16 protein-coding genes are annotated in these 15,914 nt (G+C 40.0%); 6 read left to right on the plus strand and 10 right to left on the minus strand.

What is annotated here, in order from left to right:
• Positions 1-146 precede the first annotated feature (146 nt).
• From PR766_RS02270 to PR766_RS02285, 4 genes are read right to left on the minus strand one after another with little or no spacing between them, the layout of a single operon-like run.
• Positions 147-539, minus strand: coding sequence for a hypothetical protein (locus PR766_RS02270; RefSeq protein WP_006662706.1), 393 nt, complete (start codon positions 537-539; stop codon positions 147-149).
• Entirely contained in the window at positions 536-1,084 is a 549-nt protein-coding gene (locus PR766_RS02275) for a LemA family protein (RefSeq protein ID WP_112860823.1), read from the minus strand. The genes PR766_RS02270 and PR766_RS02275 overlap by 4 nt, the downstream gene beginning before the upstream one ends.
• Position 1,085: 1 nt before the next feature.
• Entirely contained in the window at positions 1,086-2,129 is a 1,044-nt protein-coding gene (locus PR766_RS02280) for a hypothetical protein (RefSeq protein ID WP_230086829.1), read from the minus strand.
• 15 nt (positions 2,130-2,144) lie between these two features.
• Positions 2,145-2,705: a LemA family protein gene (locus PR766_RS02285; protein ID WP_006657337.1), complete on the minus strand. Its 561-nt coding sequence runs from the start codon at positions 2,703-2,705 to the stop codon at positions 2,145-2,147.
• Positions 2,706-3,263: 558 nt separating this feature from the next.
• Between PR766_RS02285 and PR766_RS02290 the strand changes: the two genes are divergently transcribed.
• The 4 genes from PR766_RS02290 (at position 3,264) to PR766_RS02305 (ending at position 8,025) form a co-directional block, all read left to right on the plus strand.
• The gene (locus PR766_RS02290) at positions 3,264-4,337 is read left to right on the plus strand and encodes a zinc-binding dehydrogenase (RefSeq protein ID WP_154636349.1); all 1,074 of its coding nucleotides are present in this window, start codon (positions 3,264-3,266) and stop codon (positions 4,335-4,337) included.
• Positions 4,338-4,523: 186 nt separating this feature from the next.
• Positions 4,524-5,384, plus strand: a complete 861-nt coding sequence (locus PR766_RS02295; protein ID WP_392397799.1) for an ABC transporter substrate-binding protein — start codon at positions 4,524-4,526, stop codon at positions 5,382-5,384.
• Between the two features lie 174 nt (positions 5,385-5,558).
• Positions 5,559-7,043 carry a sugar ABC transporter ATP-binding protein gene (locus PR766_RS02300; RefSeq protein ID WP_006657334.1) on the plus strand — a complete coding sequence of 495 codons (1,485 nt, stop codon included), beginning with the start codon at positions 5,559-5,561 and terminating at the stop codon, positions 7,041-7,043.
• 10 nt (positions 7,044-7,053) lie between these two features.
• Complete coding sequence (locus PR766_RS02305; protein WP_006662711.1) at positions 7,054-8,025, plus strand: ABC transporter permease; 972 nt, start codon at positions 7,054-7,056, stop codon at positions 8,023-8,025.
• 55 nt (positions 8,026-8,080) lie between these two features.
• Here the strand turns inward: PR766_RS02305 and PR766_RS02310 are convergent, their stop codons facing one another.
• The 6 genes from PR766_RS02310 to PR766_RS02335 form a co-directional block, all read right to left on the minus strand.
• A complete protein-coding gene (locus PR766_RS02310) occupies positions 8,081-9,085 on the minus strand; it encodes a LacI family DNA-binding transcriptional regulator (RefSeq protein ID WP_006662712.1) in 1,005 nt (334 codons plus the stop codon).
• A gap of 256 nt (positions 9,086-9,341) precedes the next feature.
• Positions 9,342-10,157 carry a sulfite exporter TauE/SafE family protein gene (locus PR766_RS02315; protein WP_036967230.1) on the minus strand — a complete coding sequence of 272 codons (816 nt, stop codon included), beginning with the start codon at positions 10,155-10,157 and terminating at the stop codon, positions 9,342-9,344.
• Positions 10,145-10,516, minus strand: a complete 372-nt coding sequence (locus PR766_RS02320; RefSeq protein WP_006662714.1) for a thioredoxin family protein — start codon at positions 10,514-10,516, stop codon at positions 10,145-10,147. Before PR766_RS02320 ends, PR766_RS02315 begins: the two co-directional genes overlap by 13 nt.
• Positions 10,517-10,582: 66 nt before the next feature.
• Positions 10,583-11,248: a heme exporter protein CcmB gene (gene ccmB / locus PR766_RS02325; protein ID WP_006657329.1), complete on the minus strand. Its 666-nt coding sequence runs from the start codon at positions 11,246-11,248 to the stop codon at positions 10,583-10,585.
• Positions 11,248-11,865, minus strand: coding sequence for a cytochrome c biogenesis heme-transporting ATPase CcmA (gene ccmA, locus PR766_RS02330; RefSeq protein ID WP_006662716.1), 618 nt, complete (start codon positions 11,863-11,865; stop codon positions 11,248-11,250). Before ccmA ends, ccmB begins: the two co-directional genes overlap by 1 nt.
• Positions 11,866-11,898: 33 nt before the next feature.
• Entirely contained in the window at positions 11,899-13,077 is a 1,179-nt protein-coding gene (locus PR766_RS02335; protein WP_006657327.1) for an NAD-binding protein, read from the minus strand.
• A gap of 337 nt (positions 13,078-13,414) precedes the next feature.
• Between PR766_RS02335 and cptA the strand changes: the two genes are divergently transcribed.
• A complete protein-coding gene (cptA, locus tag PR766_RS02340) occupies positions 13,415-15,124 on the plus strand; it encodes a phosphoethanolamine transferase CptA (protein ID WP_154636348.1) in 1,710 nt (569 codons plus the stop codon).
• A gap of 192 nt (positions 15,125-15,316) precedes the next feature.
• Positions 15,317-15,772: a hypothetical protein gene (locus tag PR766_RS02345; RefSeq protein ID WP_006657325.1), complete on the plus strand. Its 456-nt coding sequence runs from the start codon at positions 15,317-15,319 to the stop codon at positions 15,770-15,772.
• The last annotated feature ends 142 nt before the right edge of the window (positions 15,773-15,914 follow it).

Consider the following 15,914-nt stretch of genomic DNA (forward strand, 5'->3'; position numbering starts at 1 on the left):
AAGCGGTGAATTATAGCCCTATTCTTATATAAGCGGAAAATTTATTTCTTGATCTATCCTAAAAAATAGTCATATATAATGTCTTAAATAGTAAAAAAATACGTTTTTTCCATTTACTCCTCTAAAAAATCTAATACAACGTCCTACTATTTCTTCCGTTTCTTTCTCGCAGCCACTGTTTGTTTCTTTTTTTCCACTCGATTTGATGCCCATATATCCACGTAATCCATATTCATGAGGAAAAATGTCACGCAGCTTCCCAGCACGACCATCCAAATGAGTATCGCTTTTGGAATATCTCCCAAACGGAATATTAACAACAATGGGATCAACACAATCATGCTCACAAACATAGAGCTCATCATTCCCAATACGATAGGCGCGATAAATTTTTTCAATCCAATGGCTTTCATTCCCAACGTAACCACAATACAAGCGGGGATCATACCAAACGTGGCAAACATCACGATTAGCCCTGCCTCACCTTTATCCAGCAGCCAATCGGTAAAACCAAACCATGAAAAAGGAATCGTCATCATGACAATGTCTCTCGCCCCCGTTGACCATACAGCAATGGAATATCATTGAAGCGAAACAAAATAGTAAAAATCAGATTTGGAAACAGTCGGATATTCGTATTGTATAAGGTCACGGTCTGATTAAAGAATTCACGACGATCCGCAATTTGATCTTCAATACCTTTTGCTGAAGCTTGCAATGCCAACAAAGCCTGTTGACTCATTAAGTTAGGGTACTTTTCTGCCAGTAAAAAAACCGGTTTTAAGTGTGAGTGAAATTGATTCGCTGAATCCACTTTCATGTCGAGCTGCTTCGTCGATAGATAATGTTCACGACTTCGCAGCAATTCGCTTATCAATTGTTTTTCGTGAGTCATCGCGCCTTCGGCTATCACGGTTAATTGCGGCATTAGGTCTGCTTGTTTTTTCAAAAGCACATCTATATTAGCGAAGGCTTTCTCACAATTATTTTTTAAGAAAATAATGTTGTTGTAGATCCCCACTATATAGCGAACCAAAATGGTCCCCATGACAACAGCAAAGATCCAAAAAATAATGTTATTCATATCATTCACTGTCAGATAACGAAATGTGGTTAAAATAAAGTGTTAAATATCCATCTTGATAACGCACAGGCGTCATTAATATTAAGGCAATCAGAATAGCTGCAATCATTACTGTAACGCCTAAGTTTCTACGCATTGGCGCAGACTTATTCCAACGCGTGACATAATCTGATGGTGAAACGCCTAATAGCATATGCGGTGCTTTACGGGTAATCACTACTTTGCCATTTTCGCTGTCCGCAGAACCAATCAATAAATAACTCATCCCACTTTCAAGTAAATACTCTTTATAGCGACGATTACCACTTTCATAATCCATATGTGGCGCTAATCCCGTGTGAATAAAATAATCATTATCACAAATCACCTTGACCGATCCCGTATCATCCGTAATGGTGAAATTATGCAGCCGAGTTTTACTGTCTTGAAGGGTATAGCTTTTTTTACCGTCTTTATCTTTTGAAATGGAATATTCGTAATAGAAAGAGCCATAACAGCTGCGATTACCCAACTGGCTTTTGATTTCTGCACCTGATGTGATTTTTCCTTCCACTTCGACCAAACCCATCGCAATTGAGCGGATTTTTGAAGTGGCAAGATTCTTTTGAAACTTGAGAAATCGTTTTTCGGGGGTATTTTCAATAATGCCGAACACAAATGCTAAGACAAAGGCCACAAAAAAGACGCGAATATCAATAAAAAAACCTACGCCTAAACAAAGTGCTAATGCGCTACCTATCAGCGTCTTTAATAATGCTGCAAATTTTGAAGACCCTTCGTTTTGCAGGCGCTGATAGCGAGTATAAGCACTTTTCGTTACCCCTACGGCAATACGGCTCACGACAAAAGCGACGCCGACAGATGCCCCGTAGAAAAAGTAGGATTCGTATGAACTGGGTTGTGGTGAAAGGGTTACCCATGCTCCAAATAGAACAGCGAAAAAAGGAATCGCTCCCCAATTTAGTTTGCGCTTTTTTGAATATGTGCGATCTAAATAAAAAAGAATGCCACCTAATACAGCGCCGAGAACATAGTAGATATTCACCAATAATACCTTTAATTATGATTTGAATTGAATACCGTCATATTTCTTTTCAGACTCGGAAATTTCCAATAAAGGCAGCGTAGCAAAACCGAAAATATTAGCAAAAATACTGTCAGGGAACATTTGGATCGCCGTGTTGTATTCTGTGGTCGCATCATTAAAACCTTCTCGGCGCTGAGCAATTTTATCTTCTACTTCGCTTAATGCGATTTGTAATTGCGTAAATTGTTCACCAGAGATTAACGTTGGGTAATTTTCCGCAATGGCAACAAGACTTTTTAAGGCTTTATCCATTTCATTAGACGCGGCGATTTTTTCATTCACATTTCTCGCATTAAAGTAATTTTGGCGGGCATTACTTAATGAGGTAAAGAGCGCAGTTTCATGCTCCATTGATTTTTCGACAACGGTCACTAATTGCGGAATTTGGTCAGCTCGTTGCTTTAGAATCACATCAATATTGGCAAACTGATTGCTCACTTGATTCCGCGTACTCACCAAGCGGTTGTAAATGGAAATTCCCCATCCAGCTAAAATAATAAGTAAAATTAGAAGAACAATCATCGTCGTTGCCATTTCTGAGCCTTTTAATTAAGCAAAGTCATTAATATTGAGATATTTAATTTAAGTTATCGATAACATGCTTTTTATTCAATCGGAAAAATAGCAAAGAAAAGGATAATCAGGAATTTATCACACATTTCGAATCGATCATGATCACAGTAACCTGAGAAAACTAATTCAATTTTCAATGTAAAGTGTTAGCTGAAATGTTTTTTCAAAGATTCTTCTCTTCTGAAAATAATGAAACTAATTATACTCTTTCGACAATCATCGCATCCACCATAGTTTGCATTTCATCTGACAAGCTAACCCACAAAAACAAAAGAGTTATTAAATAAAAAATAAGATTTGAATCACAATTATCACTTTTTTATTTAGCATCTCTTAAAAATGACGACGTCGTCATATTAAAAATTAAACAATTTATTTATAACAATAGAGCATCACATTTCTCACACTATTATTATTTTTAGCCGTCAAACTTTACAAAGAGAACGGTTTAGATACAAAAGCGACGGTCAATGTTGACGTCAACATTATAGCCAACATCCAGAATGAGGTTATTAGAATATGAGTACCCTACCTGAAAAAATGAAAGCGGTTGTGTGTCATGGTCCCCATGATTATCGTTTTGAAGCGATTAAAAGACCAACACCAGGGTTTCGTGAAGTCGTCATTAAAGTTGACGGATGCGGTATCTGTGCAGGTGACTGTAAAGCCAATGATGGCGCTCAAATGTTCTGGGGTGAAAACCCATGGATCAAAGCACCTGTCGTACCCGGTCACGAATTTTACGGTCGCGTTGCGGAACTGGGCGAAGGGTCCGCTGAAAAATATAAATTGAAAATTGGCGACCGTATCTTAGCGGAACAAATTGTCCCTTGCTGGGAATGCCGTTTCTGCAAGTCAGGCAAATATTGGATGTGTGAAACCCATGACATTTATGGCTTTCAAAAAGAAGTCGCAGATGGCGGAATGGCTGAATATATGCGTTTCTCTGAGCGTGCAATTATTCATAAAATTCCAGATGAATTATCGGATAAAGACGCGGCATTAATCGAACCAATGGCTTGTGCTATCCATACTGTTCGCCGTGGTGATATTGATTTAAATGACGTGGTTGTCATCGCCGGTGCGGGTCCATTAGGTCTGTGCATGATCCAAGTAGCAAAACTGAAAACGCCGAAAAAATTAGTCGTGGTTGATGCTATCGATGAGCGCCTTGAATTAGCGAAGAAATTTGGTGCGGATGTTGTTATCAACCCACTGAAAGAAGATGCTATCAAACTGGTTAAGGAGATGACCGAAGGTTACGGTTGCGATGTGTACATCGAAGCCACTGGCGCGCCTATCGGTGTGACTCAAGGGTTAGAAATGATCCGTAAACTGGGTCGCTTCGTCGAGTTCAGCGTTTTCGGTAAAGAAACTACGGTTGACTGGTCCATTATCGGTGACCGCAAAGAGTTAGATATCCGAGGCGCACACTTAGGTCCGTACAGCTATGAGGTTGCTATCGACCTGTTCAGCCGAGGGCTGGTATGTGCTGACGATATCGTTACCCACTTCTACTCAATCGATGATTGGGAAGAGGCGTTTGTTATGGCGAAATCAGCCGACTCCATCAAAGTCGTCATCAAGCCATAATGCTGTTGTCGTTCAATGATTGTGTCGTACATGAAGTGAAAATGTAGTATCAGCATAATTAAAGTAAGTCATTAATAATCATAAATATTAACAGTACCCTATAACACTAAAGACTCTTTAGGAGAACATCTTATGTTGAGTAAATTTAAAAAGTTAGCTGTTGCAGCAAGCGTTTTAACACTGGGCATGGCTTTTAACGCGACAGCAAAACCTGTTTCTGTCGGAATGTCGTTCCAAGAACTGAATAACGAATATTTCGTGACAATGAAAGAGGCTTTAGAAAGTGCAACTGGTGAAATGGGTGCACAGCTGTATATTGCTGATGCGGCTCACGATGTCTCAAAACAGACTAGCGACATCGAAGATATGCTACAGAAGAAAATCGATATTCTGCTGATCAACCCTGCGGATAGCGTAGGTGCAGAAACAGCCGTATTAGCCGCAAAAAAAGCCGGTGTTGTGGTTATCGCTATTGATGCGCAAGCTAATGGTCCCATCGATTCATTCGTCGGCTCTAAAAACTATGAAGCGGGTTTAATGGCAGGTAAACGTCTGGGTGAGTCATTGGGCGGTAAAGGTCAAGTTGCAATCCTTGATGGTATTCCTGTGGTTCCAATCCTTGAGCGTGTTCGTGGTTTTGAAGCTGCCATGAAAGAGTATCCAAACATCAAAATTGTGACCAAATTAAACGGTAAACAAGAGCGTGATACTGCGATGAACGTCACTGAAAACATGCTGCAAGCTAACCCTGGCTTAAACGGTATTTTCAGCGTTAACGATGTCGGCTCTTTAGGTGCATTAGCCGCTATTGAATCTTCTGGTCGTGATGTGAAGCTAGTCAGTGTTGATGGTTCGCCTGAAGCCGTTGCTGAAATTGCAAAAGGTAATTCACCATTTATCGCAACCTCTGCACAGTTCCCGCGTGACCAAGTACGTATCGGTTTGGCGATGGGCTTAGCAAAACATTGGGGTGCTAACGTACCGAAAGAAGTTCCTCTCGATGTGAAATTAATCGACAAAACTAATGCCAAAGATTTCCATTGGTAATCAGCAATTAATAAAGTAAATAAGTAAGTCGAACTCGGTATTGCGTCTGTGGATTATATCCCTGGCGCAATCCTCTTAATAAAAATGAATGACACTATGTTTATTGGAACGTTTTTATCTTTCCAACTCGCTTTGTTACCCATTTTTAAGCGGTAAGAAAATAAGGGAAGCAACATGATGCAATTGTTAGCATTAAAAGATGTCAGTAAAACTTTCCCTGGGGTTAAGGCGCTAGATAATATTAATCTCTCTTTGGAAAAAGGAGAGGTACACGCACTGCTAGGTGAAAATGGTGCGGGTAAATCAACGCTAATGAAAGTGCTGTGTGGAATTCATAAACCAGATAGCGGGAAAATACTTATCGAAGGCGAAGAGCACATCTTCCATAATTATCGTGATGCTATCAAAGCAGGCGTCGGTATTATTTTCCAAGAGTTTTCATTAATCCCTTATTTAAATGCTTTTGAAAATATCTTTTTAAACCGGGAAATTAAAAATAAATTTGGCTTATTAGATAGAAAGCTGATGCGTAAAAAAGCGCAGATCCTCCTATCTGAATTAGGCGTTAATATTGATATTGATGAACCTATTAGCCATTTAAGTATCGCTGAGCAGCAATTCGTGGAAATTGCTAAAGCGCTATCTTTAGACGCCAAGATTTTGGTGTTAGATGAACCCACCGCGACATTAACGCCAAAAGAGGCAAATCACCTCTTTGATGTCATGCGCGACTTAAAAGCCAAAGGTGTCGGCATGTTCTTTATCTCTCACCATTTGGAAGAGATTTATGAAATTTGTGACACGATTAGCGTACTGCGAGATGGCCAATACATCGGTTCACGTAAAGTGGATGAAACTGACCTTGATGTGATCATCGAGATGATGGTGGGTCGTGAAGTTGAGAATATCTACCCGCCAAAACGTCATTTTGAGGGACAAGAGCTCATTCTTGATGCCCATATTCAACGGTTTGCCACTAGCCCAACCAACCGAATTCAACTCAAAAAAGGCGAGATCCTTGGTCTTGCGGGCTTAGTCGGTTCTGGGCGAACTGAAAATATCCTTGCCATGATGGGAGCCGATAAAGCTTACAAGAAAAAAGTGATTTTGGACGGTCAAGACGTCAAAGTGAAATCAGCGGCGCAAGCGCTACAGTTAGGGATTGGGCTGTTACCTGAAAGTCGTAAAACCCAAGGATTAGTTTTGCCATTTTCGGTGAAAGAGAATATCTGGCTAAATAACCACGCCCAAAAATTGTTCTTAATTCAAAATAAAAAAGAGCATTTGTTATCACTTGATTTGATTTCTCAAGTCAAAGTTAAAACACCCGAAGCGGATACCGCGGTTTCAACCTTAAGTGGGGGAAATCAGCAAAAAGTGGTTATTGCGCGCTGGCTCAATAAACAAGCCAAAATTCTTATTTTCGATGAGCCTACGCGAGGTATCGATGTTGGGGCAAAATCAGAAATCTACCAGTTAATGCGTTCACTCACTGAAAAAGGTATCTCAATTATTATGATCTCCTCAGAATTGCCTGAAGTGATTGGCGTGAGTGACCGAGTTTTGGTTTTTCGAGATGGTGAAGTTGCTGCTGAATTAAGTGGGGATGATATTAACTCAACCCAAATTATGTTACATGCGGCCGGCAATATTATATAGGATCATGACTATGTCTAATCAAAGTACAATTCCACTGGCGAAGAATAAACTTAATTTTGCCAGATTAACCAAAATACCGGCATTTTTACCTCTCGTTGGGTTAATTATCTTATTTGCTTGTATGTCCATTTTTAATGAGCATTTTTTAACGGTAAATAACTTATCCACGATTGCTCGCCAAGTTTCCATTAACGCAATTATTGCTATCGGGATGACATTTGCCATTTTAACGGGAGGGATCGACCTTTCTGTTGGCGCGGTGATGGCACTATCCGGCACATTAATGGCGGGATTAATGAAATACTATGGCATGGATCCTTCCCTTGCCATTACTCTGGGTTTGCTATCAGGTATCGCGTTTGGCTTTGTTAATGGAATTTTAACCGCTTACGGTAAAATGCCACCCATCATTGTCACCTTAGGTGCGATGATTATCGCAAAAGGCTTGGCGCTCATTTATACCGGTGGTTACCCGATTTCAGGCTTGCCACAAGAGTTTGCGTTTTGGGGACGTGAAGAGTTAATGGGAATTCAAGTACCTATCCTATTAATGCTGGGTTTGTATCTGATTTTCTATGTCGTTCTCAACCACATTCCATTTGGTCGCTATATTTATGCCATCGGCGGTAATGAAGAAGCTGCGCGTTTAAGTGGTATTCGTGTTGAACGTTACAAAATGCTGGTGTATGTCATCAGCGGCTTTACCGCTGCATTCGCAGGATTAATTTTTACCTCTCGAGTAATGAGCGGTCAACCTAACGCCGGTGTCGGTTTTGAACTTGATGCGATTGCTGCTGTGGTTTTAGGCGGGGCATCTATCGCCGGTGGTCGCGGGATGATTATTGGGACACTTATCGGAGCAATGATTTTAGGTGTACTTAATAATGGCTTGAACTTATTGGGTATATCTCCATACGTTCAATATATTGTGAAAGGTTTAATTATCTGGGGTGCCACCTTAATTAGCTCAATGAAACGTTAAGTTTATATTTAGCGATAAATAGAAATAAGGATTTCATGATGAAATCCTTATTTTTTTAATCGTAAGTCACTAATTTTCCATTGACGAAGATTTGCTTAGAACCCGTTTCTTTAGTGGAGCCACCTTCTATCTCTGCAAACAATAATTCAGCTGTTCGTTTACCTAAATAAACTGAGTCATGATGAACACCTGAAATCGATAAATGATAAGTATCAGCATAAGGCGGTAAATCTACCGAGAAATAACGACAAGATAATCCGAGCTCAGAAATAATCTTATACATTCCCGCTGTAATAATCCCGTTTAGTCCCACAACATACATATTTGGTGTATAGAGTTCTTTGACTTTTTCTCTTAAATACTCTTCATCTTTTTTGCTAAAAATATAGCTACTGTACAAAACATGAATATTTTTATGATGCGTAAATTGATCATAAATACCCGCGAGACGGGAAAGACTAATTTCAGAATGTTCAGGACCTGAAATAATTAACGTATTTTCACTGCGTTGTTCGTTTAGATATTTTCCTGTTAGTGCCCCGATTTCAAAATTCTTCAAAAATAGCCCAGGATAATTTCTTCCATAAATAGAGCGGTCAACAAAGACTAATGGGACTTGATGCTGATCGATCAACGACAAATAACTTGGTTGGTACGCTTTATCATCACGAACAGGCGAAAGCAAAATGCCGCTGGCTTTATAGCTCACTAAGGTTTCAATCGCGGTTTGCTCCGCTTTTTCATCACTATCAGTATCAAAAATCATGACCTGATAGCCTTTTTCTTTCGCTAAGCGCGACACCGTCTGGATTAAAACCACATAGAAGGGGTTAAACGTGCTGTCTGTCACAACACCAATAATTCGGCTATTTTTATTCTTTAAGTTACGCGCAAATACATTGGGAACGTAATTTAACTCTTGTGCGATCGCGAGTATTTTTTCCCGTGTTTCTTTTTTTACCAATTCAGGATGGTTAAAAGCACGAGATACGGTAATATCAGTCACGTTAGCGCGCTTAGCGATATCAATGATGGTTGTTGAACTATCTTGTTTAGTCATAATTATGCTAATCAACCTGTAATGATTATTGTATTTGGTAGGGTATAGCGTGTTTTTTGATGTCGCGGCTGAATAAGAATTGCGATTAATCCATTATACCTATTTATCATTGAAGATAAATCAGTTTTCTTTCTTATGCATCAAGCCAATCGCATCTTCTGCTTAATATTCTTAATTTTAAATTCTACCAACACAACATTAAAAAAATAAAATATTCGATTAGCGCACTAATCACATGATGATTAAAATAGAAATATTATATTAACAAACTGGGAATACCATCATTGAGAATAAAAACAAACACCGAAAATAATAAATAAATAGAAACTGAAACCACTAATAGCGAAAATATAAATTGCACAATATTAACAGGAATATAGCCAATCAAAACCCGACCAATAATCAGTCCCAAAACACAGGCTGAAATAAAGGTAATACTAACCTCTAACGGGTACTCAAACCCATTGAATATATTAATTGAAATACTAATACTGCCGATTAAAAATATCACCATTAACGAAGTAGCAATAATGCTTTTAAGATTTAAATTAGTGAATTTTCTCATGGCAGGCACAATAATAAACCCGCCCCCGACACCTAATAAGCCCGTCAGCAATCCTGCAACCAAACCTATTCCACCCAGTATAGATGCCGTTTGTATATTCCAAATAAATTTTCCAGTTTGCTGATTGATTTTACAGGGTGCATCATCAATATCGATAACCTTATTAAAAACAATACGATATGCAACAATAAACATCACAATGCTAAAGGCAAAAACCAGCCATTGGGGTGAAATAATTTGAGCTAAATAAATGCCATATTTAGCCGCTGGTATGCTAATCAATGCAATCCATATGGCAGCTTTATAACGAATATGCTGCTGAATCAGCCCTTGAATAACACCAACAAATGCAGCTAACGTTATCGCTAATAAGCCTACGGGAGCTGCCTGCGCTACATCCCAGCCTTGAGAGGTCATTAAAGCGGGGACCGCCAAAATACCCCCACCAGCCCCCGTTAATCCTAATAGGCAGCCAATAACTAATCCTTCAAAGATTAATGCGAACATAACAGCTTATTTTCTATTTTCGCAATCAGTGAAGAAAGTTGATATTCCCCGGCTATCAAATCCACCAAACGAGCATCATGAAAAAGCGCAATAGAAGGAACAGATTTAATTCCGTATTGCGGGGCTATTGTCGGAGATTGGGCGATATCCACTATTCCAAAATGTACACTCCCACCAAAATGCGAACCGCCATTATCAGAAAAGTAGTCTGCTAATTGTAAATAGATAGGCTTCATTGTTTGACAAGGCTGGCACCAAGACGCAGAAAAATAGATTAATGCCCATTGCCCACTCGATTGCATTGGATCAGATAACAATCGGCTAAAGTTCTCACTACTGATCAGGGGAACCGCGGACATGATAATTTTCCTTTTGCCAGATAGAATACGCTTTGACTATATCAGCTAAATTAACAAGGTTCCTCCCTAACTATTACTTACGTTAATCTTTAGCGCCGCCGCAATCGCCAGTGGAGAGAACGTAATACTTGCCGCAAACAATGCCCCTAGAATGGCAAAATAGCCTCCAAGCTGCATATTAAAACTGTGTGCTTCCATTGTCCCTGTGGCGTAAATCAGAACCGGAATATACAACGGTAATACTAATAAGCTGACCAGAACGCCGCCTTTCTTCAGTGATACCGTCAACGCAGCGCCAATCGCCCCAATGAAACTTAATACTGGCGTACCCAATAATAACGTGCCCGCTAGCACTAGCAATGTTTCGCTATTAATCGATAACATGACCGCCGCCACAGGAGAAAGCAGTACCAACGGTAATCCCGTGACTAACCAGTGGGAGATCACCTTAGCCAACACAGTCATAAACAGTGGGTGAGGCGCTAATAGCAATTGTTCGAGAGAGCCATCCAAATAGTCATCTTTAAATAAGCGTTCTAACGAAAGCAGTGATGATAAAATTGCCGCAACCCAGAAAATCCCGACGGAAATCCGCGCCAACAATTGAGGCTCAGGTCCGATACTCAACGGGAATAACGTAATGACAATCAAAAAAAACCACAGTGGGTTGACGAGTTCAGAGAAACTGCGAAACGCAATTTTGAGCTCTCTTTTTATTAATAACCAAAACATCACTCATACCCGCCTGTCAGTTTTAACGTACCAAAATGCCCTGTCATCGCTTGGTGCGACGTAAACAAAATCATACCGCCTTGCTGGGCATGTTGATGAAAACGCTCAGTTAAACGATTAACACCCGCTACATCAATAGCCGTAAATGGTTCATCCAAAATCCACAACGGCGCTTCACTTAGCCATAGGCGAGCAAGATTGACCCGACGCTGCTGTCCTGCCGAAAGCTGCCCCACCGGAATATCTTCATATCCCATCAAAGAGACCTCTTCTAATGCAGACCAGATTTTGTCCCCTTCTGGCTCATGGTGGTACATTTGATAATAAAATTTCAGATTTTCATAAGGTGTCAGCAATGATTTTACGGCGGGTTTATGCCCCAGATACAATAGATGACGAGTAAACTCTTCCTGTAGTTTTTCAATCGATTGTTGCTGCCATAGAATCGTTCCTTCGTCTGGCTTTAATAACCCAGCCATCATGCGTAACAGGGTCGTTTTCCCTGCCCCATTCGGACCTTCCACCTGCAAAATTTGACTCGGTAAAACGGAGAAATCCAGTTGCCGGAATAACGTTCTATTTTGTCGGTGGCAGGTAATTTTATCCGCACTTAACATGGGGCTGAGTTCCTTTTAACATCCGTGAAATCGCTAGCTTTTGGTGACTTTACTCAGCAGCATATCACTAATGCTGTCATTAGAAATTGTTTCACCGCAAAGCACTTGCATCAAAACTTCTGAGCCAAGAGAAGAGAGTGAAAATAGCATATCAGGATGCAACAAACGGATTTTATCCATATTTGACTCTTGGTTAACTAATACCACCGTTTTCGCCTCACCTTTGCTGCCTGATTGTTCTTTCACTCCCAGCAAGGCAAACGTACTCAAAGAGTCACTATCGGTCATGATAAGCACGCATTTAGCCTGCTTCACATTTGCCTCTGCCAATAATGCAGAATCCGTCGGGTCCCCCGTGACAATATTGTCTTTTTCAGGGTAGTGGCTACGGTGGCTATCTTGGCAAATGACTGCGACAGGAAGTTCCCGTTTTTTCAGCGCTTGGTAGATATTAACTGCCATCGGTGTGCTACCAATAACGACATAATGATTTTTCATATATGAAAACCTCTTACGAACAATCTCTTTCGTTCCTTTCGCTAATACACCCACCACATACACCACGGAAGTAGTAAAAATAGTGATCCCTAAAATAATCACGGTGACCGTAAATACACGGGCATCTATTGTCACGGGAACAATATCGCCAAACCCCACCGTCGTCATGCAAACAAGCGCAAAATAGAATGCCGTGGTGCCATCTTTCACAACTGGCGAGAATTCATCACCAATATACAGCGTACCGAAAATGGAGTAGATCAATAATGAAATAATACAGGTAAGCGCAACAAAACCCGCGCTACTGATACTATGTCGTGGGTAAAGCTTCCAAAACAGCGTTAATGCAACCAGCAAACCAAACGAGAAATATCCCTGTCTTACGTGGTCTACAGCGATCCGCAAATCTACAAACGCGATAATCGCCAGTAGCAATAGTGCAAAAACCCAAGCTATACGCGCACCGTTAATCATAAATAGCGATAAAAATATCAACGCAATCCCTAATAAAAAGCGCGGGATATCCAATAATTTCATAAATCCGAGGGATTTTAGCCATTCAGTAAATCCACTTTGGCGCCAATCGATATAGTCTGTGTAAGCACTCAGCACCGGTTTTAAGATTAAGCCCCCATCAACAATCACCAGAATGGAGAGCAAAATTCTTACGGCTAAAGCGGATCTCAAAAAAGCCACAAAGGCGTTATCTAGCATCGTGTTGTGCCACCCATCAATTAAATCGCCGGTTGGTATTTCCAGCGAATAGATTAACAAAGAATAATATCAATTCCATGACTTATGCAATAAATGAAAAATCTATCTGAAAAGCCTCATTTCTTAATGAGTTAATCATTAAAGGATGGATGAAAAGAAAAACTTATACATTATTTAAAAATCATTGATAATCAGTGTAATAAATTACTCATTATCTGTAATGAGTTCATTATTAATATAATTTGAACTAACTCGATGACTTTCTATCTAAAAAATGATTTTTCGACTATGGTTTGATTGTTACTTAACGAAACTAATAATTAAGAGCTAAAAATTTATGGTTAATTCGATAAAAACGGGAAAATTTAGCTGGATGTCTTTGTTCTGGCTATTAATTTATTTCTGGTATTTTTCATCTTTATTACAGCTGTATGTGGTCATCACGGGTCAAAGTAACACCATTGGATTAAGAGATTCTTTACTGTATAGCTCACTTTGGCTCGTCCCAGCATTATTTTTCCCTCGAAAAATCAAACTGGTAGCCGGCTTAATTGGGATTGTATTGTGGCTATCTTCGGTCGTCGCCCTCGCCTATTTCGTAGTCTATGGGCATCAATTGTCGCAAAGCGTCATGTTTGTGATGTTCGAAACCAATACCAACGAAGCGGGCGAATTCCTACGCCAGTATTTGAGTTTTAAAGTGATTGCGGTGATTCTTGCCTATACACTTGGCGCAATTTTCTTATGGACTCGCTTAAAACCTGTCACGCTACCAGTAACTGGGCGTGTCATTGTTTCGCTCCTGATTCTGGCAATCTTGTTTGCCGTTCCTTATTACAATAAAGCCATTAAACAACAGCGTCCTTTTGAAAACGTCGTGTCTTATGTGAACAGTAAGCTCGCGTATGCCGCACCATGGCAGTTTGTGAGTGGTTACTTCCTGTATAAGAATCAGCTCGCTAATATGGAAGAATTAATTCGCGACAATAACAAAATTCCACCATTAGAAAATTTCGTCGATGCGAATGGCAATACCCCGAGAACCTTTGTTTTGGTCATTGGTGAGTCCACCAGCCGCGATAGAATGAGCTTGTATGGCTACTCTCGCCAGACAACGCCAGAGCTCGACCAGCTTGAAAAACAGTATCCAAACAATTTGACGGTATTTAATGATGTGGTAACACCTCGTCCTTATACCATCGAGGCATTACAGCAAATTTTAACGTTTGCTTCAGAAACTGAGCCGGATCTGTTTAATTCCCGCCCTTCTATCATGAATATGATGAAACAGGCTGGTTTCAAAACGTTCTGGATCACTAACCAGCAGACCATGACTGAGCGAAACACCTTATTAACTGCATTCTCTCGTCAAACGGATAAGCAATATTATTTGAATAATGATATGGCACAGAGCTCACGAATCTATGACGACGTGGTGCTTGATCCGTTCAAAGAAGCGTTAGCGGATCCTGCTGAAAAGAAATTTATTGTCGTTCATCTACTCGGTACGCACATGCGCTATGAGTTCCGTTATCCTGAAGATAAAGCCCTCTTTACGGATAGCAATAGCCCTGTGCCGACAAACCTTAAAGGCGACCAAATCAAAGATTACAATGCGTATGATAATGCCCAGCATTACAACGATTATGTGGTCTCTTCACTGATCAAAGATTTCGATTCATCGAAGGAAAATGGCTTCTTAGTCTTTTTCTCTGATCACGGGGAAGATGTTTATGATACGCCGCCTCATGAAATGTTAGGTCGTAGTGAAGGCAAACCAAGCAAAGTGATGTACAACGTTCCATTCTTAGTGTGGCAGTCTCCAGAATGGCTACAAAGTCACCAGTTTGATCTAAAAGATAAAACAACTCGCCCATACAGCACTATGGATTTTATCTATACATGGTCTGACTTAGCGGGTTTGAATTACACCGGTTTTGAACCACAAAAAAGTTTAATTAATAAAGATTACCAACCTCAACCTCGTTGGATTGGCGATCCTGAAAATAAAGCATCTATGATGCTATATGATGACTTAAAGAAATAGTCATCAACCAGTGCAAGTGGGTGTTCACTCACTTGCACTATCCTCTTTCTACGACCATCATTTACATCCCATTCATGGATCTATCTTCATTTCATGTGCTACATTTTTATCTGTGTATGTCGGTATCTTAGCTCCAAATGAATTTACCGTTTAATTAGTATTTTTCTAACATTACCTGTTAAGGAATTAATAATGAAACATAAAATCATTTCTTCCCTTGTTGTAGCTGGCGTTTTAACACTGGTTGCGGGTTGTGATGACTCCGCCAAAAAAGACACCGCAGTTCAACAAGTCGAAGAAAAAGCTACCCAGTTAAAAGACGCGACTGAGCAAAAAGCCACTGAGTTATCTGATAGCGCAAAAGCGACTGCGCAAGATGTGAAAAATGAAGCTTCAGATAAAGCATCCGAACTCTCAGATAAAACCAAAGAGTTAGTTGACCAAGGCGAGAAAAAGGCCGATGAGTTGAAACAAGACGCCTCAGATTCTGCCGATAAACTCAAAGATCAGTACGATAAAGCATCGAGTGAGTTTTCAGAAAAAACACAAGAGGTGAAAACCGATGCAATCAATAAAGCAGATGAACTTGCCACTGACGCTAAAAACAAAACTGGAGAATTAAAATCTGAGAATGACGCGAAGAAATAACGGCGCGTATTTCTGTCTATTTTAACGTGAAAAGCAGGCAATGATTGCCTGCTTTTTTATGCACTAAAAACCTAACGCATGCTATTGTTTAACTCGTTTTTCGCCCTTCCTTATAAACATAACCATCTCTTTTGCTCACTTG

Source organism: Providencia sp. PROV208 (assembly GCF_028479465.1).
GTDB classification, from domain to species: domain Bacteria; phylum Pseudomonadota; class Gammaproteobacteria; order Enterobacterales; family Enterobacteriaceae; genus Providencia; species Providencia alcalifaciens.

Bases quoted from the DNA above. Each gene is read 5' to 3' on its own strand.
- PR766_RS02270 (WP_006662706.1), bottom strand. From the start codon at position 539: ATGATGACGATTCCTTTTTCATGGTTTGGTTTTACCGATTGGCTGCTG.
- PR766_RS02275 (WP_112860823.1), bottom strand. From the start codon at position 1,084: ATGAATAACATTATTTTTTGGATCTTTGCTGTTGTCATGGGGACCATT.
- PR766_RS02285 (WP_006657337.1), bottom strand. From the start codon at position 2,705: ATGGCAACGACGATGATTGTTCTTCTAATTTTACTTATTATTTTAGCT.
- PR766_RS02290 (WP_154636349.1), top strand. From the start codon at position 3,264: ATGAGTACCCTACCTGAAAAAATGAAAGCGGTTGTGTGTCATGGTCCC.
- PR766_RS02295 (WP_392397799.1), top strand. From the start codon at position 4,524: ATGGCTTTTAACGCGACAGCAAAACCTGTTTCTGTCGGAATGTCGTTC.
- PR766_RS02300 (WP_006657334.1), top strand. From the start codon at position 5,559: ATGATGCAATTGTTAGCATTAAAAGATGTCAGTAAAACTTTCCCTGGG.
- PR766_RS02305 (WP_006662711.1), top strand. From the start codon at position 7,054: ATGTCTAATCAAAGTACAATTCCACTGGCGAAGAATAAACTTAATTTT.
- PR766_RS02310 (WP_006662712.1), bottom strand. From the start codon at position 9,085: ATGACTAAACAAGATAGTTCAACAACCATCATTGATATCGCTAAGCGC.
- PR766_RS02315 (WP_036967230.1), bottom strand. From the start codon at position 10,157: ATGTTCGCATTAATCTTTGAAGGATTAGTTATTGGCTGCCTATTAGGA.
- PR766_RS02320 (WP_006662714.1), bottom strand. From the start codon at position 10,516: ATGTCCGCGGTTCCCCTGATCAGTAGTGAGAACTTTAGCCGATTGTTA.
- ccmB (WP_006657329.1), bottom strand. From the start codon at position 11,248: ATGTTTTGGTTATTAATAAAAAGAGAGCTCAAAATTGCGTTTCGCAGT.
- ccmA (WP_006662716.1), bottom strand. From the start codon at position 11,865: ATGTTAAGTGCGGATAAAATTACCTGCCACCGACAAAATAGAACGTTA.
- PR766_RS02335 (WP_006657327.1), bottom strand. From the start codon at position 13,077: ATGCTAGATAACGCCTTTGTGGCTTTTTTGAGATCCGCTTTAGCCGTA.
- cptA (WP_154636348.1), top strand. From the start codon at position 13,415: ATGGTTAATTCGATAAAAACGGGAAAATTTAGCTGGATGTCTTTGTTC.
- PR766_RS02345 (WP_006657325.1), top strand. From the start codon at position 15,317: ATGAAACATAAAATCATTTCTTCCCTTGTTGTAGCTGGCGTTTTAACA.